Origin of the sequence: Helicobacter apodemus, from assembly GCF_000765745.2 — a bacterium.
Classification (GTDB): Bacteria; Campylobacterota; Campylobacteria; order Campylobacterales; family Helicobacteraceae; genus Helicobacter_D; species Helicobacter_D apodemus.
Genome location: NZ_JRPC02000001.1, coordinates 61,657 through 85,085 on the forward strand (window position 1 = coordinate 61,657; position 23,429 = coordinate 85,085).

Below are 23,429 nucleotides of genomic sequence, written 5' to 3' on the forward strand. Positions count from 1 at the left end.
ATTCATCCTATCAAATTTGGTAACCAAAGTGAAATCTGTGGTATATAAGTAATAAGCCCTAAACCAAGCAATAAAATACATAACCAAGGAATTACACAAAGCGTTACATCTTTTAAGCTTAAGCCACTTAAAGAGCTAGCCACAAAAAGATTAAGTCCAACAGGTGGCGTTAGCATACCAAGCTCCATATTTACAACCATTACAACCCCAAAGTGAATAGGATCAATGCCTAATTGTGTAGCAATAGGTAGCAATAAAGGAGTCATAATCAAAATCACAGAGCTAGGCTCCATAAACTGCCCCATAACAAACAACACAAGATTAACAAAAATCAAAAATAGCCACCAATTCATATGCATAGCAATAAGATATTCCGCAATCATATGGGGAATCCGCTCACTGGTTAGAAAATGTGCAAAAACAACGGCAAATCCAATAATTAAAAATATCATAGCAGTCGTTATAGCTGCATCAAGAAATACCGAATAAAGCTCTTTTAATTTAATATCTTTATAAACAAATACAGAAATAATAAGGGCATACACCGCACTAATCCCTGCTGCCTCGGTAGCGGTGAAAATTCCTGCATAGATCCCTCCAATAATAACAACAATGATTAACAACGCCCAAAAAGCATTTTTAAACTTTTGCCATCGCTCCTTAAAACTCGCTACTTGTATTGCCTTAAACCCAAGCCTTCTAGCGTCAAAATAAGCATAAAGCATCATCATAGCACCAACCATTAATCCCGGAATCACTCCTGCCATAAATAGCTTCTCAATAGAAACTTCTGCAGTAACGCCATAAACAATCATCACAACAGAGGGTGGAATGAGTATCCCTAAACTCCCCGCTGAAGTAATAGCCCCTATAGAATAACTCTTAGGATAACCTGCTTCTTTTAACGCGACAAACATCACCGAACCAATAGCAACAACCGTTGCAGGTGAGCTTCCACTCACAGCAGCAAAGATAATACAAGCCAAAATCGCACTCATAGGAAGCCCACCGGGCAAATGCCCTACAAGGCTTTTAGCAAACTGAATAATCCTACGTGCCGAGCTTCCTTTACTCATCAAAGAACCCGCCAAAATAAACATAGGGATAGCCATAAAGGTAGGCTTTAGTCCATTAAACATAATCTCTGGCACTGCTAAAATATCATAAGAGCTAAAAAACACCATCGCAAACGTGGCACTCACACCCAAAGCAATAGCAACAGGAATCCCTAATAACAACAAACCAAATAAACTAAGCAATAAAAAAACAATACTCATACTAATCTTTAATCACACTATCGTGTAGCATTTCCTCTTTAGTATTTTTAGCAATTTTTTCCGCCCTCATCCAAGAGGTTTCATAAATCTTCTCTACACTGCGATAAGTTGCCGCCAAAAAGGCAAGAGGTAAGCAAAGTAAAAACACCCACAAAGGAACATTATGCAATGCCTCACTCATATAACCTAATTCATAATTCAAAACAATCACCATTAAACTCGCATAAAACATAAAGCCTAAAAATACAGAGGTTAATAAATGCGAAAAAATCACGCATATCTTAGCTAAAAAGGGAGGAAGTTTTTCAATAACCATCATAACAGAGATATGCACACCTTTCCTAAATCCATAAGCAGCACCAAAAAATACCGACCATAGAAAGCAATATCGTGCCACCTCTTCAGCCCAAGTAAGCGAACCAATATCCGGATAAAATCCCGCAATATACCGCACACACACATTTAAAGCAGTGATAAACACACCTAAGCCCAAGCCAAAAACCGCGATATTTTTATTAATGGTTATGATAATCCTATCAAGTGTTTTAAAAAATTTCCTAATCTTTGGGTTATGATGAATCCAAAGAAAAGGTTTTTGCAAAAATAATGCTATTGTATTCAAACTATCTCTTTTAAGGAATATTCAAAGTCTTTTCAATCAAATCTTGACCGACTAAATCATAAAATTTTGGATAAATACCAATCATCACCTTTTCCCATTCCTTCCTTTGCTCTGGAGTTAGCTCAAATATTTGAGTTTTTGTCTTATCCTCACTTTTAAGTTTTTCAAATAATAATCTTTCATCCTCCTTAGCCTCTTGCCGATTAAACATTGTCGCTTCTTTCATCGCACTTTTTATAACTTCTTGCAAATCTTGAGGTAGCTCTTGCCAAAATTTTTCACTTGCCACCACTAAAGAACCCAAATAGCCGTGATTAGAAATAGTAAGAGAGTTTTGCACCTCATAGAATTTGGAATTATAAAAATTCGCAAGAGGATTCTCCGCAGCATCTACAACCCCTGTTTGCAAAGCTGAATACACTTCCCCAAAAGGTAAGACTTGCGGTATAGCCTTAATAGCCTTTGTCTGCTCTTCTAAAACCTTAGAACTCATAATCCGCATTTTCTGCCCCTCCGCATCACTTGGAATAACAATAGGTTTTTTATTACTACTAAAATGCTTAAATCCCGTATCCCAATAATCTAATGCAACATAGCCTTTTTTAGCGATAACATCTTTAAGTATTTCCCCTACTTCTCCATCCATTACCTTATGCAAATGCTCAGTATCCCTAAACAAAAAAGGAATATCCCAAAAATTAAATTCTTTAACAAAAGGTGTAAATTTAGAAAAACTTGGTGCTGCCATTTGGATATTATTGCGTTTTAATTCTTGAAAAATCTTATCATCATCCACTAATTGTGCAGAAGGGAAGACATAAACTTTCAAGCGACCATTACTTAACTCTTCCGCCCTCTTAGCAAAGAAATCCGCCGCTTTGCCCTTAGGGGTATTAACATTCACGACATGCGAAAACTTAACTTCATAAACCTTTTTAGAATCTGCTTTACTAACACTACTAGTGTTACTATCTCCACAACCAATAAAAGCAAGAATGCCTAAAATAGCAATGAATATTTTAATCTTCATAACAACTCCTTATTTAAGTAAAAACTCTATAATTCCACACAACTTCTTTTAAAAAGCTCAAATTTTCCTTAGTTTTTCAAAATTTTATACATTATTACTTTTTGAAACCCTCTAAACTCTTTATTGATAATTTGAAATTGCCTTATCTAAAATTCTCTTTGCACTTTGCAAATCTTGAAATTCTTTAACTTTCACCCACTTATTAGGCTCTAAAGTCTTATAAGTTTCAAAGAAATTTTTGATTCTATCTAGTGTGATTTGCGGCAAATCCTCTAAGCTTTGGATTCTGTCATATCTTGGGTCAATCTTAGAAATAGGCACAGCAATAAGCTTCTCATCAACCCCACTTTCATCCTCCATAATCAAAACCCCAATGAGCCTAGCTTTAATCACACTTCCTGCTTGAAGAGGATATTCATTAAGCACCAAAACATCAGCTGGATCTCCATCATCGCTTAAAGTATTAGGCACAAAGCCATAATTAGCAGGATAAAACATCGCACCATACATTACCCTATCAACCACTACCGCCCCACTCTCTTTATCAATCTCATATTTGATATTAGAGCCATAAGGAATTTCAATCACCACATTAAGCTTATCAGGATTACTCCCTACTTCAATTTTATTTAAATCCATTTTTTCTCCTTAAATTTTGCTTTTGATATAAGACTCCATATCCGCTACAATTGCTTCAATGCTTCTCTCTCCATTAATCTTATGCAAAAGACCCTTTTGGGTATAAAAGTCTTGAATCTCCGCTAAAGGCTCCAAATACACTTTCATCCTGTTTTTAAAAACCTCCGCATTATCATCAGCACCCCTTGCGCGTCCTAAGACCCTCTCACAAGCTATTTTTTCACTAACTTCTACTTCAATAACACTAACAAGCGCAATACTCTTTTTATCCTTTAAAATTCTATCAAGTGCTACCATTTGTTCGCTACTTCTAGGGTATCCATCAATTAACACGACCTCTTTAGGTGCATTAGCAATAGCTTCTACAATAGTTTCTACAACAATCTCTAAAGGCACGAGATTACCTTTACTTGTAAAATCTTCAATAAGCCTACCTTTCTCACTACCACTTGCCACTTCTGCCCTTAAAAGCTCTCCTGTAGAATAATGCACCATTACTTGAGCGTTATTTTTACTAATGATTTCTGCATCTGTTGTTTTCCCACTTCCTGGTGCACCAATGACTAAAAATAATTTTTTCAATTTAACTCCTTATTTTTTGGTTTCTCTTACCCTAATATGTAATTCTCTTAATTGCTCCTCATTAGCTGCACTTGGTGCATTAGTTAAAGGACAAGTCGCTTTTTGAGTTTTAGGAAATGCAATAACATCACGTATAGATTTCGCTTTAGAGATTAGCATAATAATCCTATCTAAGCCAAAAGCTAATCCCCCATGCGGTGGAGCTCCAAACTCTAAGGCGTCTAAAAGAAAGCTAAATTTTTCTCTAGCTTCATCCTGACTTATCCCCAATAGCTCAAAAACCCGATTTTGAATTTCTTTTTTATGGATTCTAATACTTCCTCCACCAATTTCAAAACCATTTAACACCACATCATAAGCCACAGATTGAATAGATAAAATATCCTCACTCTCTAAGTTCTTTGGCATTGTAAAGGGGTGGTGCAAAGCAGAAATAGAACCATCATCATTTTTTTCAAACATAGGAAAATCCACAACCCACAAGAGTTTATAAGCCCCCTCATCGACTAATTCCATATCATTAGCGACTTTTTGTCGCAACCGCCCCATAGTATCCCATACTAACTTTTTCTCTCCCGCACCAAAAAAAACAATATCCCCAATCTCTGCACCAACCCTCTTTAAAAGATCCTCTAAAGCACTCTTTGAGATAAATTTCACCAAAGGACCCTTAGCCCCCTCTTCTTTAACTTGAATATAAGCTAAACCTTTAGCCCCAAACTTCCGGACAAACTCCTCTGTCTCACTCAAGGTTTTGCGGCTAAAAAAGCTATCCCCACCTTTCACACACAAAGCCTTGAAGCGATTATGCAAAGTATCTTTTGCAATAGAGGCAAAAACCCCATTACTAGATTCTACAAACAAATCCCCCACTTCTACTAAAGGCAACCCATAACGCAAATCTGGCTTATCACTCCCATACTTTTCCATAACTTCTGCATAAGAATACCGCTCAAAAGGTGCATCAATACAAATCCCACACACACCAAAAATAGATTTTAAAACCTGCTCCGCCACCTCTATCACATCCTCTTGATTACAAAAGCTCATCTCTAAGTCAATTTGCGTAAATTCTGGCTGCCTATCAAGCCTTAAATCCTCATCCCTAAAACATTTAGCGATTTGAAAATACCTATCAAAACCACTCACCATTAAAAGCTGCTTAAATAGTTGGGGACTTTGAGGAAGTGCATAAAACTCACCATGATGCACCCGACTAGGCACGAGATAATCCCTTGCTCCCTCGGGAGTGGCTTTTGTTAAAACAGGGGTTTCTATCTCTAAAAACCCCAAATCACTTAAAACATTTCTTGCAGCTTGAGCTATTTTACTACGTATAATAAAAATCTCTTGCATTCTTGGGCTTCTTAAGTCTAAATAGCGGTATTTTAAACGCACTTCCTCACCCACATTTTCATCCCCTATGCTAATAGGGGGGGTAAGACTTCTATTTTCAATCACCAAAGAATGCACCAAGATTTCAATGTTTCCTGTCTTAAGCTTAGGATTGTCTAGCCCCTCCCCTCTCTTTCTTACGATTCCTTTGGCTAATAAAACAAACTCATCACGCACTTCACTAGCGATTTTATGGGCTTTTGCAGAATCTTTTGGGTCAAAGACAAGTTGCACAATCCCGCTTCTATCGCGTAAATCAATAAATACAATTCCGCCGTGGTCTCTATAGGTATTACACCAACCACAAACACTTAACTCCTCTCCAATATTTTGCTCACCTATCTCTGCACAATAATGGCTTCTCACAATATCCGCTCCTAAAATTTACAAAAATAATTTTGGGATTGTAGCAAAAAAACCTACAAGTTTTCATTAGTATTTACCTCCCCTTTAAAAACACTAATCTAAAATTTGGCATAATATTTGCTTGATATTCTCTATATTTATTTTAAGGATACGCTATGCGAATAGGTTTAGCTTCAACTTATACAATGTATCAATACCACCAAAGAACCTCAAAAAGTGGCTTAGATGATGCATTAGGACAAATACAATCGGGTTTAAAAATCCAATCTGGCTATCAAGATACTACCATATTCAATAAAACCCTCTCTCTTGATTATGATATTACCACCCTAGAGCAAAGCAAAAGTGTCGCTAATAACGCCCTAACTTATACCAACAACACCGATACCGCCCTAAAAGACCTTGTTGCAAATATGACAAATTTTAAAACCAAGCTTATCCAAGGGGGTAATGATATCCATAGCGAAACTTCAAGGTTAGCTATCGCTAAAGACTTAAAAGCCATTAGAGACCATTTCTTATCTATTGCTAATACCTCTATTGGGGGGGAATTTATCTTTGGGGGAAGTGCGACCGCTAATCCACCCTTTAACCCAAATGGAACCTATAATGGCAACAATGCGACTTTAAATGCTCTACTAGGCTCTAATAATGCCCTGCCTTATAATATAACAGGGGAAGAGCTATTCTTTGGTGCAGATAATGATATCCATCGTATCATTTCAACCAATATCCCCAAATTCAACCAAAGAGAATTGCATCCAGAGATTATGGACCCAAACCACACCACAGGACAAGGCAGAGAAGTCTATATAACCGCAGAAGATACGATTAGGGATTTAGTAGGGGATGATGATTCAGACCCTAACAATGATCCCCAAGAAGTCTTTTATATCACAGGAAGAAAGGCAGATGGAACAGCTTTTAAAGCAAAATTTCCTATGGATACAACTTCTAAAGTGCAAGATCTCTTAGACAGAATCGGAAGAGAATTTGGAAACACAGAATCAAGCAAAGTAGTGGATGTAACCCTCAATAAATGGGGACAAATTGAAATTAAAGATTTAACAAGTGGGCGCTCTAATATTGAGTTTTCTATGATTTCCTCTAAATGGGTAGATCCTGCTAATAGCATAAATCAAGGTGGAGATGGCATAGGATTTTCAAATCTTAATCGAGCTGGAGTTGCTGGAGTGAAGATTAATACCTATGTGCAAAGCCCGTTTTTAAATGATTTTAATCATGTAAGAACCATTGCTAACCCTGATGATAATGATCATAGAATCTATACTTTTCCAACAATTTTTAGGACTGAAGATAACAAACTTGCAACGACTAGAACACTTCTAAGGGATGTTGTGCCACCTGAGACTACAAGAATCCGACTAGATGGGAATAGAGGAAATAGTGCCTTAGATACTCCCGGAACTCCTGTCAATCCTGCGGTATTTTTAACCATCACCAATACAACTACTATACAAGATTTAATGGATAACATTAGAACAACTTATGGGCAAAATGGAAATGTAGATGTGCAATTCTCCGATGGCAGAATTATCGTAATAGATAACAATGTTTCTAAAAGAAACCCACCCGATAGGGATGATAAAAATTTGCCCTTTACTGGAAATAGCTCTTTTAGACTATTTTTAACTACCATGAATGGAAATCAAGAAATTAATGGCTTTAGATATGAACCTGCCACAGAATACGATAGAGTAAATTTTAGCAGAGATGGTTCAAAGCTTACTTCTAATGTCTCCCAAATAATAAGAGATTCTAACAAACATGCCACAATGCATACAAAACTCTCTGAAGTAGCAGGAGGGAGTTTAAATGGACATAACTATAACTTCAAAGTCAAAGATATCAATGGAACTGCGATTGAGGGCAGAATAGAGTTTAGAGATGCAGGTAGTGTAATGATTATCACCTCTCCTACACAAATGAATAATCACAATATTGCCAACATAGAAATTCCCATTTTAAATCCCAATGGAAATCCTCCACAAGTCAATAATACAATCACACCCGCTAATGAAGTTACCTATCAACAATTAGCGGACACTTTAGGCATTGTTATGAATCTCTCTAATTCTAACCAGGCAGATTTACAAAATGTCTTTAATGCTAATGCAGATTATACAAACCAAACCATTAAAGCATCTTATGAAAAGCTTATTGGGGATTCTAAAAATGCTATTTCTATTGGCTTAAATATTAATGGAAAATTAGAGATTAAAGATTTAAATCATTCAGCCACAAGAATGGACTTTATGCTTTATGATAGTGTTGCTAACAACTTTCTACTTGACGCTAATGGAAGAGTAAATACTACCAATCGCCCCGCATTAACTTTTCAAGCCAATAATGCAATTATTGCTGATGATCCGCATACTAACTTCTTTGAACAAATTGATACGATTATCAAATCTCTAGAAGAGGGAATCTATCGACCCGGAGGAAATTCAAACTATGGAGATTCTATGAGAAATCCCGGAATCCAAAATGCAATTACCACCTTTGATCATCTAGCTAATCATATCAATAAAGCCCATACCAAAAATGGTTCGCAAGGGAGTGCATTTAAATACTCTATCCAAAGGACAGAAGCACTAGTCGTTCAAGCAAAAAGCGTGCGTTCAGAAACTATTAATGTAGATCACGCGGAAGCCCTTCTTCAATTCTCCCAATTAAGCCTTAATTACCAAGCTATGCTCTCAACTATAGGAAAAATCTCCCAGCTCTCATTAGTAAATTATATTTAAGTCCTTAGGGGCTTAAATATAGAAGCCTTTTATCCCACACAAAAGAATAAATGCTAAAGTCCTTGTAAAAATTAAACATATAGAATATTAAAAGAAAAAAACTCTATAAAAGAACAATTAACATTATTTAAAACTATAGGATAAATTCATCTTAGTCCCCTTTATAAAGAAGTTAGACTTAAATTCGCAGTTGGAAGAAATTATACACAAGCTTCTTTTTGGGGATAGATTTCACCACGAGATAGAGAGCCTGCGGTGGTAATCACTCTATAGCATTATACTTCATCTCATTTCAGCAAATACACTAACAAGATTCTACGCATATAGATAAAATCTCTACAATCTACTTGAGACAACAATAAAAGCTTTTTAATCAAGCAATCAAAAAGATAAAGGATAATTTACCCAATTATCAAATGTATCATAAACCATACCCATATTGGGTATGCGGATAACTTTATAATTGGGGTTTTGGAGTTTTCTCTGTAGAGGCTGGAAGTTGTGGATAAATAACCTTAGGTTTCTCACCAGTTAAAGATTTCAAAAATACCGCAATGGTTTCTGCTTCTTTGTTAGAGATACTAATACCAAGCTGTGTGCTTCCCATTTCTCTAATAGCTTCATTTAAAGACCAAATCGCACCATTATGAAAATAAGGGGCAGTCTCTGCAATGTTTCTCAATGTAGGTGTTTTCACCAAACCATTTTCATCACCTTTAAAATCGCCTAAACTTGCAAATTTATATTGATTAGCAACTTGGAATGGTTGCATATTTCCACCAAGATTAACTCCGCTATGACAAGCAACACAACCCTTATCTATAAACAATTTTAACCCCTCTTGCTCTTTTTTACTTAAAGCATTCTCATCTCCTTCTAAGAATTTATCAAATCTTGAAGGTGTAATAAGCGTCCTCTCAAAGTTAGCAATAGCATCAGCTATATTATCAAAGGTAACTCCACTTTTGCCATATATTTTCTTAAATTCATTAACATATTCTGGTAAAGAAGAGATTTTCTCTACGGCTAATTTTGCTGGAGTTGCCATTTCTGGTTCTGCTTCAATAGGACCCTTTGCTTGCTCTACCAAAGTAGTAGCTCTCCCATCCCAAAATTGACTAGCATTAAGTATGGAATTATAAACAGTAGGTGAATTTAAATAATGAGGATTAACAGTCCATCTATGCCCTATAGCAGCTGATACACCATCAGCTCCACCAAGTCCTAAATTATGACAGGTATTACAAGAAATAATACCGCTCTTAGAAAGTCTAGGTTCAAAATATAATTTTTTACCAAGCTCCGCTTTCTCCTCTGTAAAGGGGCTGAATTTAATATTCATATCCATTAATATCTCTTCAATGCCTTTTTGATTTTTTGGCAATGGGATAAGCCCAAGATTCCTAGCCTCCTCTATTAATGAATTTGCATTCAAACACTTACTAAACTTACACTTAACAATACTTGAAATAAACGCATTATACCTCCTAAATTAGGCTTAAACCTAAATAAATTTTACTCCAAACATAGCTAAATTCTCTATTTAAAGCACTTTAGTATTATATCTTTTTCATTCTGAAATAATTCTATAAAGACTAACTTGTAAATCACTCTCACCTAAAAATAACATACACCTTCTCTAAAACTAATAATCTTAGGTTTCTACTTTATTTAGGGATACTGATACCAAGATATGTCCTTCCTATTTCTCTAATAGCTTCATTTAAAGACTAAATCACACCAAAATAGGAGGCATTCTTTGTGATGTTTTTAATATCCGTGTTTTGACTATTCTTTTCATTGCCTTTAAAATCTACCAAACTTCATAGTATTAATTAATAATTTGTAAGGGGAGGCAAATATCATCATTTATTGTAATTCAAAATCAGTGATTAAATTAAAGTTTAAATATCTATAAATAGAATCACTCTTGCCTTGTATTTTATTAGGTATTAGCTCTAAATACTCTTCTTTAGTTGGGATTCTGCCAACTAACGCACAAAGTGCGGCTAATTCCGCACTTCCTAAATACACCTTAGCACCTTTCCCCATACGATTATCAAAGTTTCTTGTAGAGGTTGAAAACACTACCGCATTATCCCTAACCCTTGCTTGATTCCCCATACATAAGCTACAACCGGGCATCTCAATCCTAGCTCCAGCTGCCCCAAAGAGTGAATAATAGCCCTCTTGTGTTAATCGCTGTGCGTCCATTTTGGTAGGTGGTGCTACCCAAAGTGTGGTAGGAACCATTCCCTCATCCCTTAAAATCTCCCCTAAAGCACGATAATGCCCGATATTTGTCATACAACTTCCGACAAAAACCTCATCAATTTTATGCGGACGATTAGAATCAGCAAGTATCTCACTTAGAGTTGCGACATCATCAGGATCATTAGGACAAGCTAAAATAGGCTCTGTAATTTCATTTAAGTTAATCTCAATCACAGCGGCATATTCTGCATTAGAATCTGCTTTTAAAAGCACGGGATTATCAATCCATTTTTGCATTTTCTCCGCCCTTCTTTTTAAAGTCTCCGCATTTTGGTAACCAGCTCTTATCATTGCCTCAATGAGTGTTATATTAGATTTTAGGTATTCAATAATAGGTTCTTTATCTAAAGCAATACTACAAGCTGCCGCACTCCTCTCCGCACTTGCATCGCTAAGTTCAAAGGCTTGTTCGACTTTTAGGTAAGGTAAGCCCTCTATTTCTAAAATTTTTCCACTAAAGATATTTTTCTTACCTTGTTTAGCAACGGTTAATAAGCCCTGCTTAATGGCATAATAAGGGATAGCATTCACTAAATCCCTCAAGGTAATACCAGGTTGCAATTCTCCACTAAATCTAACAAGCACCGATTCAGGCATATCAAGGGGCATAGAACCAGTAACAGCGGCAAAGGCTACTAAACCACTACCAGCAGGAAAGCTAATACCGATAGGAAAACGCGTATGAGAATCCCCTCCAGTCCCGATAGTATCAGGTAACACCATACGATTAAGCCAAGAATGGATAACCCCATCACCGGGCTTTAAAACCACCCCACCGCGACTACTCATAAATTGTGGTAAAGTTGCTTGAAGATTCACATCAGCAGGTTTTGGATAGGCTGCGGTATGGCAAAAGCTTTGTAAAACAAAATCCGCACTAAATCCCAAAGATGCAAGCTCTTTAATCTCATCCCTTGTCATAGCCCCTGTAGTATCTTGACTCCCAACAGTGGTAACTAATGGCTCACAATAAGTTCCAGGCAACACACCCTCTACTCCACAAGCTCTACCTACCATTTTTTGTGCTAAAGTATAGCCTTTTGCTTGAGAGTTAGAAACTAAAGGTTTAGTGAAAATATCCTCTTTTGGCATTCCTAAAGCCTCTCTAGCCTTAGTAGTTAAACCTCTACCAATAATAAGATTAATTCTACCCCCTGCCCTTATCTCATCGGGTAAGGTATTAGGCTTTAAATCAAACTTTGAAACCACTTGATTATTTTTATGGATTTCACCTTTAAAAGGATAAATATCAATAATATCCCCCTCTTTTAAATCTAGCACTGGGGCTACAATAGGCAAACAACCACTATCTTCACAGGTATTAAAGAAAATAGGAGCAACAACACTACCAATCACTAAACCACCCGCTTTTTTATTAGGTATATAAGGTATCTCCCTACCCATATGCCATACTAAGGAATTACAAGCAGATTTTCTGGAGCTACCTGTCCCTATAACATCTCCGACATAAACTAAAGGATAACCTTTCTTTTTTAATTCTTCAATCCTTTCAAACGCATTTTGTGTGCGATTTTTTAGCATTGCTTGTGCGTGAAGGGGTATATCACTACGCGTAAATGCATCACTAGCAGGGCTTAAATCATCCGTATTCGTTTCTCCATCAATCTTAAAAACAACAGCGGTAATTTTCTGTGCTAAAGGCTCTTTGCTTAAAAACCACTCCGCATTTGCCCAAGATTCCAAAACCTCTTTAGCATAAATATTATTTTTACTTAATGTTACAATATCATTAAAAGCATCATAAACTAATAAGGTGTGCTTTAGTGCATTAGCAGCTGCTTTGGCAATTTGTGAATCTTCGCTTTTAAGGGCATTAAACAAAGGATAGATATTATATCCTCCTAGCATACTCCCTAATAATTCAATGGCAAGTATTTTAGAAATCCCTTTAATAGAAATTTTTCCCTCTACAATCTCATTTAAAAATTCAGCTTTAATCTTTGCAGCTTCATCAACACCTGGTGCTACACGATGTGAGAGTAATTCTACTAATTCCTCTACCCTTTCTCCCTTTTTTAATAAATCAATCACTTCACTTACCTGCTCTTGCGTTAGGGGAAGAGGTGGGATATTTTGTTTAGCTCTTTGTTTGACTTGTTCTTGGTATTTTTCAAAAAAACTCATTATCATCTCCTTATTAAAATCATTATTATTTGTAAGTAAAATCATACAAAATTTTTGGATAAATATTTTTTAAACTTTAAGATATTTTTGAATTTGTTTCATTCTTAACACAACATAAATAGCTAAAAAAGATTTTTACAAAGAATTTTTTCTTCAATATTGACAAAGCAAGATAAATTATGATAGTATGTTACGCTTTTACACTAATTTACATTTACACTAACTAAAATAGGAGAATAAATGAAAGTTGCAGAATCTATTACACAAATAATTGGTAACACCCCTTTATTAAAATTACAACATTTATCCAAAGAATGCAATGCAAATATTTATGGAAAATGTGAGTTTTTAAACCCTAGTGGCTCTGTTAAAGATAGAATTGGGCTAGGAATGATTGAAGATGCACTCCAAAAAGGAATTATTACTAAAGATACAACACTCATCGAACCAACAAGCGGAAATACAGGAATCGCCCTTGCTAGTATCTGTGCTTCAAAAGGGATTAAACTTATTTTAACAATGCCAAGCTCAATGAGTATTGAGCGTAGAAAATTACTAAGCATTTTAGGGGCTACTTTAGAGCTTACTCCCGCAGAATTAGGGATGAAAGGGGCTGTAAATAAAGCCCTAGAGTTACAACAAACAATCCCTAATAGCCTTATCTTACAACAATTCCAAAACCCCTCTAACCCTGCTTTTCACAAAAGAACCACTGCGGTAGAAATACTAGAAGCCTTAGATAATAAAATTGATATTTTCATTAGTGCTGTAGGGACAGGTGGGACACTAACAGGGGTGGGCGAAGTCTTAAAATCTAAAGTCCCTAATGCTAAAGTAATAGCCGTAGAACCTATTAACTCCCCTGTTATTAGCGGAGGACAACCCGGACCCCATAAAATACAAGGTATTGGAGCAGGATTTATACCTGAAACCTTAGACACCAGCCTTATTGATGAAGTCTTAAAAGTCGATGCACAATGGGCTATGGAAGAATCAAGAAAAGTTGCTAAATGCGAGGGTATTTTTGTAGGAATCTCCACAGGGGCTAATCTATGGGCGGCAAGAGAAATGGCGAAAAAATACCCTAATACCAACATTGTTACGATTCTTTGTGATACCGGTGAGCGGTATTTAAGCACAGAATTATTTGATAATCTCTAATACACAACAGAACTTAAAAACAAACCCCCAGGAGGTGCGGGGATTTTAAAAATCTCCTCCGCTTCTAATTGCCTCTTTAAATCCCCTAAAGTAAGTTTTCCCTTATCTATTTCTAACAAAAACCCTACCATTAAACGAATCTGTGAGCGTAAAAAACTATTGCCTAAGAAAGATAAAATATAAAAATCCCTGCTTTGAATGAGTTTTACACGATAAATTTCACGCCAACAATACTTACTACCAGCACCCCCTTTTTTGCTGAAAGCTTGAAAGTTATGCCTCCCAACCAAATAAGCCATAGCCTCTTGCAATAAAGCCTCATTTTTTATCTTATGATGATACGAAAAAACAGAATAAAAGGGAGAATAATGCTTAGATAATACATAGCAATACCCCCTTCTTTTTGCACTAAAACGAGCATTGAAATTTTTACTTACCTCCCAAATTTGCTTAATTTTAATATGCGGATAAAGTTTAGTGTTTAAAAGATTTTTTAACTGCTCTAAGTGACTATGAAAGGCAGGTATATCTAAAGAAATCACTTGAGCAGTTGCATGCACTCCTTTATCTGTCCTACCACTCCCTACAAAAGGACTAAAAATACCTACACTCTCAAAGGCTTTTTTGAGTGTATTGCTAATAGTATGCTTTTGGCTTTGGCTTTGAAACCCAAAGAACATAGAACCATTATAAGAAATTTTCATTGCTACAAACATTAATAATATCTACTTATCCACTTCCTATAACCCCAATACCCCAGAATAAACCAAGCCACAGGAATCACTGCTATACCCAACAAAGGGAATGTATTTGCCACCAAATAGACTAAACCATAAAAAATCGCCACTACTACCATAATCTGTAAGATAGTCCAATTTTTTTGGTAACGTGGATTTTTAATCCCCAAAAGAGGAAAATAAAAAAGACTCATTAGAGGAAATAAAGAGATTAAAATATACATCGCAAGATTGCGTAATACTCTTTTTTGTTTATCATTAGGATAAAAAGCCTGCCTCCAATACTCTACAACTCCAAGATTTAAATCACTAATATAGCCTACACTATTGCGTAAAATGAGCTTTTGAAATTCAATCCTCTCTATCATCTCACTAGCTTTTTCTAAGCGATAAACTTGCCCATTACTTAATATTGCTTCCATAACCCCTAGATAATTCATAATTTTTGCTTCCTTAGCAAAGATTAACCCTCTTTCTTTTTCAAGAGAGAGCAAAACAATATTTTCATAAACATTTTCATCTTGTCTATTTTTCTCTATATAAACCAACCAATTCCCAAGTTTTTGCCCAAACTCTCCAGCTTGTAAATTAATATTAATATCATTTTTTCTCTCCTCTAAAAACCTTTTATAAAACAAATCACTTAAAGGTATCAAAACTAAAGAAAGGATAGAGAGACTAAAAGTTGCCAAAAACGCAATAGGTAAAAATATATTCACAATCTCTTTAGGATTCATCCCTAAAGCAAATAAAACAGGAAGTTCATAATCAAAACTAAGACGCGAAAGACAAAGCACACAAGCCACAAAAAAGCTCAAAGGAATCACAAAAAACATCATAATAGGAAGCGTATAAAAATAAAGAGAGAATAATTCAAAAAATCCTATTTTAACGATAAAAGTAACCTCTGCGATACGAATAAATACAATCACAGAAGCGATAAAAAACAAAACTAAAAAAATAGGGAAAAAAAATTGTGCGAAACTTTGAAACAAGAAATTTTTAACTCTCAAAAAATATCCTAAAGGCTTTTTAAAACATTATTTTACACAATTTTCAAAAATAAGAGTATAAAATACCAAAAACACAATAAAGTATTAAAGAATGAATATTATTTTTGGTCCTATACATTCCAGACGCTTTGGGGAATCCTTAGGCGTTGATTTATCCCCCCAAACTAAGCAATGCAATTATGACTGCTTATATTGCGAATTAGAGGGTAAAAAGGCACAAATGAGTATGCAAGAAGTGCTAAAGGTGGAGGATATTTTAAAGGCTATTAAAGAAGCGTTAAACACCTATAAACAGATTCAATCTCTCACCATTACAGCCAATGGAGAGCCAACCCTCTACCCCTATTTATATGAGCTTATGTTAAAGCTAGAGGATATTAAAGGGCACACTCAAACACTCCTTTTAACCAATGGTTCTTTATTATGGGATATAAATGTTTCAAGGGCTTGTTTGCTCTTTGATAAAGTCAAGTTTTCACTTGATGCACTCACACAAGCAACATTTAAAAAAATCGATAGACCCATTAAAAACATAGATTTAGAAAAAATCTTACAAGGAATCTACCAATTTAGTGCCGATTTTAGCGGGGAGCTTTATGCGGAGATTTTATTTGTAAAAGGCATTAATGATACCATTTTAGAAGCACAAAAAATGGCGAGATTCCTTGCCCCGATGCGGCTTAAAAGGCTTGATATAAGCACCATTGATAGACCACCTGCCTATGCGGTTAAACCCCTTAGCTTAGAAGAATTACAAAAACTAGCCCAAGTCTTTTATGCCTATAACCTGCCTGTTTCTCTACCCACAAGAATAAATCCTACAAAAGCAAATCCCACCGCTACTAAAAGTATAGATTTAAGCCGAGAGCAAATCCTAAAAACCCTTGCCTTGCGTCCAATGAGTAAAGAGGATGTAAAGGGGCTATGGAATAATTCCACGCAAGATTTATTACAAAACCTCATCAAGGCTAAAGAAGTTATAACAATCTCTCTTAATGGAGTAGAGTTTTATGATTTACCAAAAAACCTGCACCCAAAATAAACTTAATTTTAGTATAATACGCACTTAATTTTATAAAGGAATTTTTATGCTCTTAAGTGAAAATTTAACACAAGCCAAAGAAGGTCAAAGAATCTCTGCTAAAGGTTATGCTATCCAAACTAAAGATTCAAACTTTGAAAGTTTTAGCTTCACCCGACACGCATTAGGGGATTATGATGTTTTAATTGAAATTTATTATGCAGGAATTTGCCATAGTGATATTCATTCTGCAAGGAGCGAATGGCATAAAGGGATTTATCCGATGGTTCCAGGACACGAAATAGCGGGAAAAGTTGTAGCCATAGGCAAAAAGGTTAGCAAATTTCAAATTGGGGATAATGCAGGGGTTGGCTGTATGGTAAATAGCTGTGGAGAATGTGAATCTTGCAAAAAATCCCAAGAACAATTTTGTGAAAATGGCAAAATGGTGCTAACTTATGATTGCAAAGATTGTTTTCATAATAATGAACCTACTTATGGGGGATATTCTAACAACATTGTAGTAAGTGAAAAATTTGCTATCAAAGTCCCACAAAATGCCCCATTAGAAAAGGTAGCACCCCTACTTTGTGCAGGAATTACAACCTATTCCCCCTTAAAATTTAGCCAAGTGAAGAAAGGTGATAAAGTTGGTGTAGCAGGATTTGGTGGGCTTGGGATGATGGCGGTTAAATATGCGATAAAAATGGGAGCAGAAGTTTCTATTTTTGCTAGAAACAAAAAGAAAGAAAAGGAAGCATTAGCTATGGGGGCAAAAGCTCTTTATGATTCTACTTCCGACATACAAGAACGATTTAACCTCATCATCTCCACTATTCCTACTGCCTATAATCCAATGGAATATGTAAATTTACTCAAATATGGTGGAGAGTTGGCTATTGTAGGGCTTCCCCCTACTAATGAAAGCGTCAAAACAGATATGACAAGGCTAATCTTTAATGCAGGAAAAAAGGTTTATGGCTCTATGATAGGAGGGATTAAAGAAACGCAAGAAATGCTTGATTTTTCACTACAACACCAAATTTATCCAGAAATAGAAATTATTAGGGCTAATGAAATTGATAAAGCCTATACAAACCTCACCAATGGCAAGGCAAAATTTCGTTATGTTATTGATATGAATACCCTAGAATCTTAAGGTTATTTGGGATTTAAAGAAATAAAAATCTCTTTAATACCATAAAAATCCCTTATTTCATAAATAAAGCTTACATTTTTTACTAAAACACCAAAATATTTGATGACTTTTGGGTAAAAAAGTAACTTTATCTTATTAAAAATTTTAAATTTTTTATAAATACGATATGTATTTATACTTATATTGTATAATACAATCATTCTAAATAAATTATAAAGGATTTTTTATGCACAGAAGAAAATTTTTACATCTTGCCAACACATTCTTCTTAAGCCTTAGTGGGCTAAATGCGCTCAATGCTAAAGATATAACAATAGACTTTAAGGGCATTAAAATTGGTTATTTACCTATAACTGACCATTTATTGATTATTGCTAAAACTTTTAGAAATGCTAACTTTATACCTATTAAATTTGCATCTTGGAGTGATTTAAGTGAAGCCCTGCGCACTAAAAGTATTGATGGAGCTTTTATTCTAACACCCTTAGCACTTAAACTTGCTTCACAAAAAGTCAAGATTAAAGCTATTTTAGCAGCCCATAGAAATGGTTCTGCCCTCATTGTTAAAAAAGGATTAATACAAGAAAACAATCAACCCCATATTCGCTCATTAAAGGGGTTAAAAATTGCTATTCCTAGCAGGTTTTCTACACATTATTTACTCCTAGCAGACCTTTTATCTCAAAGCAACCTTACCCCAAATGATATAAAACTTATTGATATGTCCCCACCAGAAATGGTTTCTGCCCTAAAGAACAAAAGCATTGATGGTTTTATCGTGGCAGAACCCTTTGGCATTGCAGCACAAACCAATAATATTGGGGATCTTTTTATCCTCTCTAAAGATATTATTCCTAATCATATTTGCTGCTTACTAACCTTTCATACAGAAGTTTTACAAAATCAAAAACAAGCCATTATGGCAATCACTAAGGATTTCCTAGAAACTGCTTTGTTTATACAAAAACAACCCCAAAAAGCAGCAGATCTTTCCACGAAATTTTTAGGACAAAGACCCGCTTTAATACAAAATTTATTACTCCAAAATGATAGAGTTATATACAATAATCTCGCTATTAAAGAGGAGGATATTACAAGGACACTTTTAGATATGCAAAAATACAAAATAGAAAATCTTCACCAAAATTTTGAAGAATTTGTAGATTCTAACTTTATTCAAAATGCTTTTTATGAGAGCTTAGAAAATGAATAGAAAGAATATTACTTTTAGAATTATATCTTTAATGCTAATTCTAGGTTTTTTGCTATTTTGGGAATTTAGCACTCATGAAAGCTATTTAGAAGGAGGAGAACTCCCACCTTTTAGCATTGTTTTTCAAACTTTTATAGAATTACTCTATAATGGAGTTATTCAAGAATCTATTCTTGCCTCTTTAATCCGCTTTATCTTAGGATTAACCATAGGTTCAACTTTAGGGATTATTTTAGGATTGTTGCTTGGTAGATTTATCCCTTTAGAAATTACTTTAGAGCCTTTTATACAATTCTTTCGCCCTATCTCCCCTATTGCTTGGCTACCCATTATTGTATTATGGTTTGGCATTGGAGAAATAGGTGCTATCTTTATCATCGCCTATGCAGTATTTTTCCCAATATTATTACTAAGCATTAGTGGAGTTAGACAAATACAGCCTACGCTTTTAATGATGGCTAATAATTTTGGAGCTAGTGAATGGATAATCTTTAAACACATTATTTTACCTGGAACCTTTGTATATATCGCAAGCGGATTAAAACTTGCCGCCTCAATTGCTTGGATACATCTTGTCGCAGCAGAAATGCTAGGGATTCAAAGTGGGCTTGGCTATCTTATTATTGACGGTAGGAATTTATTGCGTATAGATATAGTCCTTGTTGCGATGCTATTAATAGGATTTTTAGGTTTTGGACTGCATTATTTATTTTCTATTTTAGAGCGATATATCCGCTCAAAACTAGGTAATCTCTAAAGGATACACAATGATACAAATTAAAGACTGCTATAAAACCTTTGGTAGCTACCAAGCCTTAGAAAATATCCATTTAGAGATCAAGAAAGGAGAATTTATAGTATTTCTTGGTGCAAGCGGTTGTGGAAAAACGACTTTATTAAACATCATTGGAGGTTTTGAAAGTTTTGATAAAGGAGAGATTATCATTGATGGCATTGCCTACACCCACAAAACAAAGCGCAAAGATTGCATTAAGATTTTTCAAGATTATGCTTTGCTTCCTTGGAAGAGCGCCCTTGATAATATCCTCTTTGCTCTACAAGCTAAAAACATACCCAAAAAGGAAGCAAAACAAAGAGCTTTGCGTTACTTAAAGCTCGTCCATTTAGGGCAGTTTCAAGATAGATTTATAAACACCCTTAGTGGAGGACAAAAGCAAAGAATAGCCTTAGCAAGAGCCTTAAGTGTTAATCCTAATATCTTACTCCTTGATGAACCCTTTAGTGCATTAGATAATTTCACAAGAAATACCCTACAAAATGAGCTTTTAAATATTGCTAAGACACTTAAAACCACAATGATTTTTGTAACCCACGATATAGAAGAAGCTATATTTTTAGGAGATAGAGTTATTATTATGTCCCCAAATCCGGGTAAAATAGTCGCTGATATTCCTATATCCATTGATAAAAAAGATAGGTATGGATTTGACTTTTTAGAGCTAAAGAGAGAGATTGGTGTGTATTTAAAAACTTATTGCTTTGAGAACAATTATGAAATATAATACTGTTACACCCAAAAAAGTTAGCAATGATTCTAATCTTTTTGGGTGTAACCCAAATTTATTTTATTAAAGGATATATTATGAAACCTGTTGAAACAAGTTGCACAAGATTAGACCCTATTGATAGAGCTGGATTAGAAGAATTAATCAAGTCTGGAAAAGCAAATCCTAATGTTATTAAAACACTTAAATGTAAAACCGTAGCGGAGGGGAGATTTAGACACGCAAACTATATTCGTAATCTTCCTGCTTATATTGTCGATGAGCCACCCACACTTTTAGGTGATGATACCGCACCAAATCCTAGTGAAGCGGTTTTAGCAGCTCTTGGAAGTTGTTTAGCAGTAGGGATTCACGCAAATGCCATTGCACAAAATATCGTTATTACCAAACTAGAATTAGAATTAGAAGGGGATTTAAATATTACCGCAGTATGGGGGACAGGAGACCTATCAGAAGATAAACCCTTAGGCTTTACAGATATTCGCGTTAAGGTGATTTTAGAATCTAATGCCGATGAAGCTACACAAAAGAAACTTATCGCACACGCTACGAAATACTCTCCTGTAGCTAATACCATTTTACGCGTTGTTAATCTTGAGGTTTCTTAAATGTTAGAATCTATACTCAAAGATTTAAAGGGGCAAACTTTAGAAATCCATAAAGGATTCTACCCCAAAGAAACACTCCAAAAACTCGGAGAAAATGGATTTTATACCCATATGGAGAATCATTATAGCCTCCATACCTCCATACAAACCATAATGGAAATTTCTAAAATATGCGGAAATACAGGCTTTTGTTTATGGTGCCATAAAATATTTATTTGGTATTTAAAGCACTCTAGCCATATTGACCGCTCCCTTTATTATAAAGCTATCAAAGGAGAAATTTTAGGTGGCACTGGACTTTCTAACCCTATTAAATCTTTTGCTAAAATAGAATCTATTAAGCTTAAAGCTCAAAAAGTAGAAGGTGGATTTATCCTAAATGGTGTATTACCCTATGTTTCAAATGTTGATTGGGGGCATTATTTTGGAATTATCGCCGCTATGGATTCTACTAATTCGCAAGATTTTATAATGGGGCTTATAGTTTGTGATAAAAATCGGGGCATAAAACTTAAAGAAAAGCTTAATTTTTGTGCCTTAGAGGGTTCTTCAACAAAAAGTGTCGTTTTAAAAGATTATTTTTTAGAAGAGCTTATGATTCTTAGCAATCCAGCCTCTGCATTATTGCCTAAAATATTACCGGGATTTGTGCTTTTACAAGCAGGAATAGGATTAGGTTTGATTAATGCTGCCTTAGAGATGATACAATCCCAACAACAAGCTAAAGGTAATATCAATACTTATCTCCCCTTTGATAATCTCCAAAAAGAGTATAAAAAACTCCTTAATCTTTGTGAATTTTTAAGCCACACCCCCTATGGAAGCCATAAAATACCCGCAAACATAACACAACTTGATAAAAATTTCTTTGCTTGTGTCTTAAACCTTAAAACTGATATTGCAAATCTTTGCCTAGAGAGTGCTAAAACTTGTATGCTTACCTATGGAACCAAAGGTTACTTAGAGGGTTCAAAAGCTCATAAACTACTTTTAGAATCTTATTTTATCGCAATGGTAACTCCCTCTACAAAACACATTGCTAAATTACTCCATACGCTTTATTAAAATAATTTAGCAATTCTTATAAATGCAAAATTCCTAAGAAAAATCTATAAAGGAATAATGTATAATCCTACCATTTTTCAAATAAGGAATAGAATGTTTGAATGGATATTTAGCCTAGAGATGTGGTTAGCCTTAGGAACTTTGAGTGCATTAGAGATTGTCTTAGGAATTGATAATATTATTGTTATTGCCATTTTAGCTAACAAGCTCCCATCCAAAAGCCGACAAAAAGCTAGAATCCTCGGCTTAAGCCTAGCGATGATAACTAGACTTTTATTACTGCTTTCACTTTTTTGGATTATGAAGCTCACCACGCCACTTTTTACCCTCTTTTCACAAGAAATTTCTGGGAGAGATATTATCTTAATTGTAGGAGGATTATTCCTAATCGCTAAATCCACATTAGAAATTCATAGTGATATGGAAAACAAAGAGGACAAAAACCAACAATCCCTTAAAGAAATAGCTAAAGTAGGGTTTTTTAGTGTTTTAATCCAAATTGTAATTTTAGATATTGTTTTTTCTTTAGATTCTGTTATTACCGCTATTGGGATGGTGAATAATATTGAAATTATGATGCTTGCTGTTATTATTGCTGTGATTATTATGATGCTTGCAAGTAAGAGCATTTCAGAATTTGTAGAAAATAATCCCACGATTAAAATCTTAGCATTAGCCTTTTTAATCTTAGTAGGTGTTACGCTTGTTGCAGAGGGTTTAGAGTTCCATATCTCCAAAGGCTATATTTACTTTGCGATGGCATTTTCTCTTGGTGTTGAATCCATTAATATTTATATCCGAAAAAAACATTCTAGCCTAGAAGGGTAA

Annotated in this window: 20 protein-coding genes; 10 read left to right on the plus strand and 10 right to left on the minus strand. The window is 35.0% G+C overall.

Annotated features, from left to right (window positions below; translation table 11 throughout):
• Positions 1-2: 2 nt before the first annotated feature.
• The 6 genes from LS72_RS00295 to aspS form a co-directional block, all read right to left on the minus strand.
• On the minus strand, positions 3-1,277 hold the full coding sequence (locus tag LS72_RS00295; protein ID WP_034554641.1) for a TRAP transporter large permease: 1,275 nt from the start codon (positions 1,275-1,277) through the stop codon (positions 3-5).
• Position 1,278: 1 nt separating this feature from the next.
• Positions 1,279-1,899, minus strand: coding sequence for a TRAP transporter small permease (locus LS72_RS00300; protein WP_238700647.1), 621 nt, complete (start codon positions 1,897-1,899; stop codon positions 1,279-1,281).
• 10 nt (positions 1,900-1,909) lie between these two features.
• The gene (locus LS72_RS00305) at positions 1,910-2,929 is read right to left on the minus strand and encodes a DctP family TRAP transporter solute-binding subunit (RefSeq protein ID WP_034554642.1); all 1,020 of its coding nucleotides are present in this window, start codon (positions 2,927-2,929) and stop codon (positions 1,910-1,912) included.
• Positions 2,930-3,049: 120 nt separating this feature from the next.
• Complete coding sequence (gene ppa / locus LS72_RS00310; RefSeq protein WP_034554643.1) at positions 3,050-3,568, minus strand: inorganic diphosphatase; 519 nt, start codon at positions 3,566-3,568, stop codon at positions 3,050-3,052.
• Positions 3,569-3,577: 9 nt separating this feature from the next.
• Positions 3,578-4,150 (minus strand): adenylate kinase, encoded by a 573-nt coding sequence (locus tag LS72_RS00315; RefSeq protein ID WP_034554644.1) that lies wholly within the window; start codon positions 4,148-4,150, stop codon positions 3,578-3,580.
• A 9-nt stretch (positions 4,151-4,159) separates the two neighbouring features.
• Positions 4,160-5,911 (minus strand): aspartate--tRNA ligase, encoded by a 1,752-nt coding sequence (aspS, locus tag LS72_RS00320; RefSeq protein WP_034554645.1) that lies wholly within the window; start codon positions 5,909-5,911, stop codon positions 4,160-4,162.
• Between the two features lie 155 nt (positions 5,912-6,066).
• On the opposite strand from aspS, the gene flgL reads away from it, so the two are divergent.
• Positions 6,067-8,679, plus strand: a complete 2,613-nt coding sequence (gene flgL / locus LS72_RS00325) for a flagellar hook-associated protein FlgL (protein ID WP_138154863.1) — start codon at positions 6,067-6,069, stop codon at positions 8,677-8,679.
• A gap of 457 nt (positions 8,680-9,136) precedes the next feature.
• On the opposite strand, the gene LS72_RS00330 is transcribed toward flgL, so the two are convergent.
• Together LS72_RS00330 and acnB are read right to left on the minus strand one after the other, a co-directional pair.
• The gene (locus LS72_RS00330; protein WP_052087235.1) at positions 9,137-10,150 is read right to left on the minus strand and encodes a cytochrome-c peroxidase; all 1,014 of its coding nucleotides are present in this window, start codon (positions 10,148-10,150) and stop codon (positions 9,137-9,139) included.
• Between the two features lie 398 nt (positions 10,151-10,548).
• Complete coding sequence (gene acnB, locus LS72_RS00335; RefSeq protein WP_034553004.1) at positions 10,549-13,098, minus strand: bifunctional aconitate hydratase 2/2-methylisocitrate dehydratase; 2,550 nt, start codon at positions 13,096-13,098, stop codon at positions 10,549-10,551.
• Positions 13,099-13,338: 240 nt separating this feature from the next.
• Here acnB and cysK point away from each other — a divergent pair, with 240 nt between their 5' ends.
• Positions 13,339-14,259 (plus strand): cysteine synthase A, encoded by a 921-nt coding sequence (gene cysK / locus LS72_RS00340; RefSeq protein WP_034553009.1) that lies wholly within the window; start codon positions 13,339-13,341, stop codon positions 14,257-14,259.
• Here cysK and truA read toward each other — a convergent pair.
• Together truA and LS72_RS00350 are read right to left on the minus strand one after the other, a co-directional pair.
• Positions 14,256-14,975: a tRNA pseudouridine(38-40) synthase TruA gene (truA, locus tag LS72_RS00345; protein WP_034553014.1), complete on the minus strand. Its 720-nt coding sequence runs from the start codon at positions 14,973-14,975 to the stop codon at positions 14,256-14,258. The genes cysK and truA overlap by 4 nt on opposite strands.
• Entirely contained in the window at positions 14,975-16,009 is a 1,035-nt protein-coding gene (locus LS72_RS00350) for an LptF/LptG family permease (RefSeq protein ID WP_034553017.1), read from the minus strand. The genes truA and LS72_RS00350 overlap by 1 nt, the downstream gene beginning before the upstream one ends.
• Positions 16,010-16,100: 91 nt before the next feature.
• On the opposite strand from LS72_RS00350, the gene LS72_RS00355 reads away from it, so the two are divergent.
• From LS72_RS00355 to LS72_RS00390, 8 genes are all read left to right on the plus strand, one after another.
• Positions 16,101-17,051, plus strand: coding sequence for a radical SAM protein (locus tag LS72_RS00355; RefSeq protein ID WP_034553019.1), 951 nt, complete (start codon positions 16,101-16,103; stop codon positions 17,049-17,051).
• A 46-nt stretch (positions 17,052-17,097) separates the two neighbouring features.
• On the plus strand, positions 17,098-18,189 hold the full coding sequence (locus LS72_RS00360) for an NAD(P)-dependent alcohol dehydrogenase (protein WP_034553021.1): 1,092 nt from the start codon (positions 17,098-17,100) through the stop codon (positions 18,187-18,189).
• Positions 18,190-18,415: 226 nt separating this feature from the next.
• Positions 18,416-19,402 (plus strand): ABC transporter substrate-binding protein, encoded by a 987-nt coding sequence (locus LS72_RS00365; RefSeq protein WP_052087236.1) that lies wholly within the window; start codon positions 18,416-18,418, stop codon positions 19,400-19,402.
• The gene (locus tag LS72_RS00370; RefSeq protein WP_034553026.1) at positions 19,395-20,159 is read left to right on the plus strand and encodes an ABC transporter permease; all 765 of its coding nucleotides are present in this window, start codon (positions 19,395-19,397) and stop codon (positions 20,157-20,159) included. Before LS72_RS00365 ends, LS72_RS00370 begins: the two co-directional genes overlap by 8 nt.
• 10 nt (positions 20,160-20,169) lie before the next feature.
• Entirely contained in the window at positions 20,170-20,925 is a 756-nt protein-coding gene (locus LS72_RS00375; RefSeq protein WP_034553028.1) for an ABC transporter ATP-binding protein, read from the plus strand.
• Between the two features lie 80 nt (positions 20,926-21,005).
• Entirely contained in the window at positions 21,006-21,536 is a 531-nt protein-coding gene (locus LS72_RS00380) for an OsmC family protein (RefSeq protein ID WP_034553030.1), read from the plus strand.
• Positions 21,537-22,601 carry an acyl-CoA dehydrogenase family protein gene (locus LS72_RS00385; RefSeq protein WP_052087237.1) on the plus strand — a complete coding sequence of 355 codons (1,065 nt, stop codon included), beginning with the start codon at positions 21,537-21,539 and terminating at the stop codon, positions 22,599-22,601.
• A gap of 93 nt (positions 22,602-22,694) precedes the next feature.
• Positions 22,695-23,429: a TerC family protein gene (locus tag LS72_RS00390; protein WP_034553033.1), complete on the plus strand. Its 735-nt coding sequence runs from the start codon at positions 22,695-22,697 to the stop codon at positions 23,427-23,429.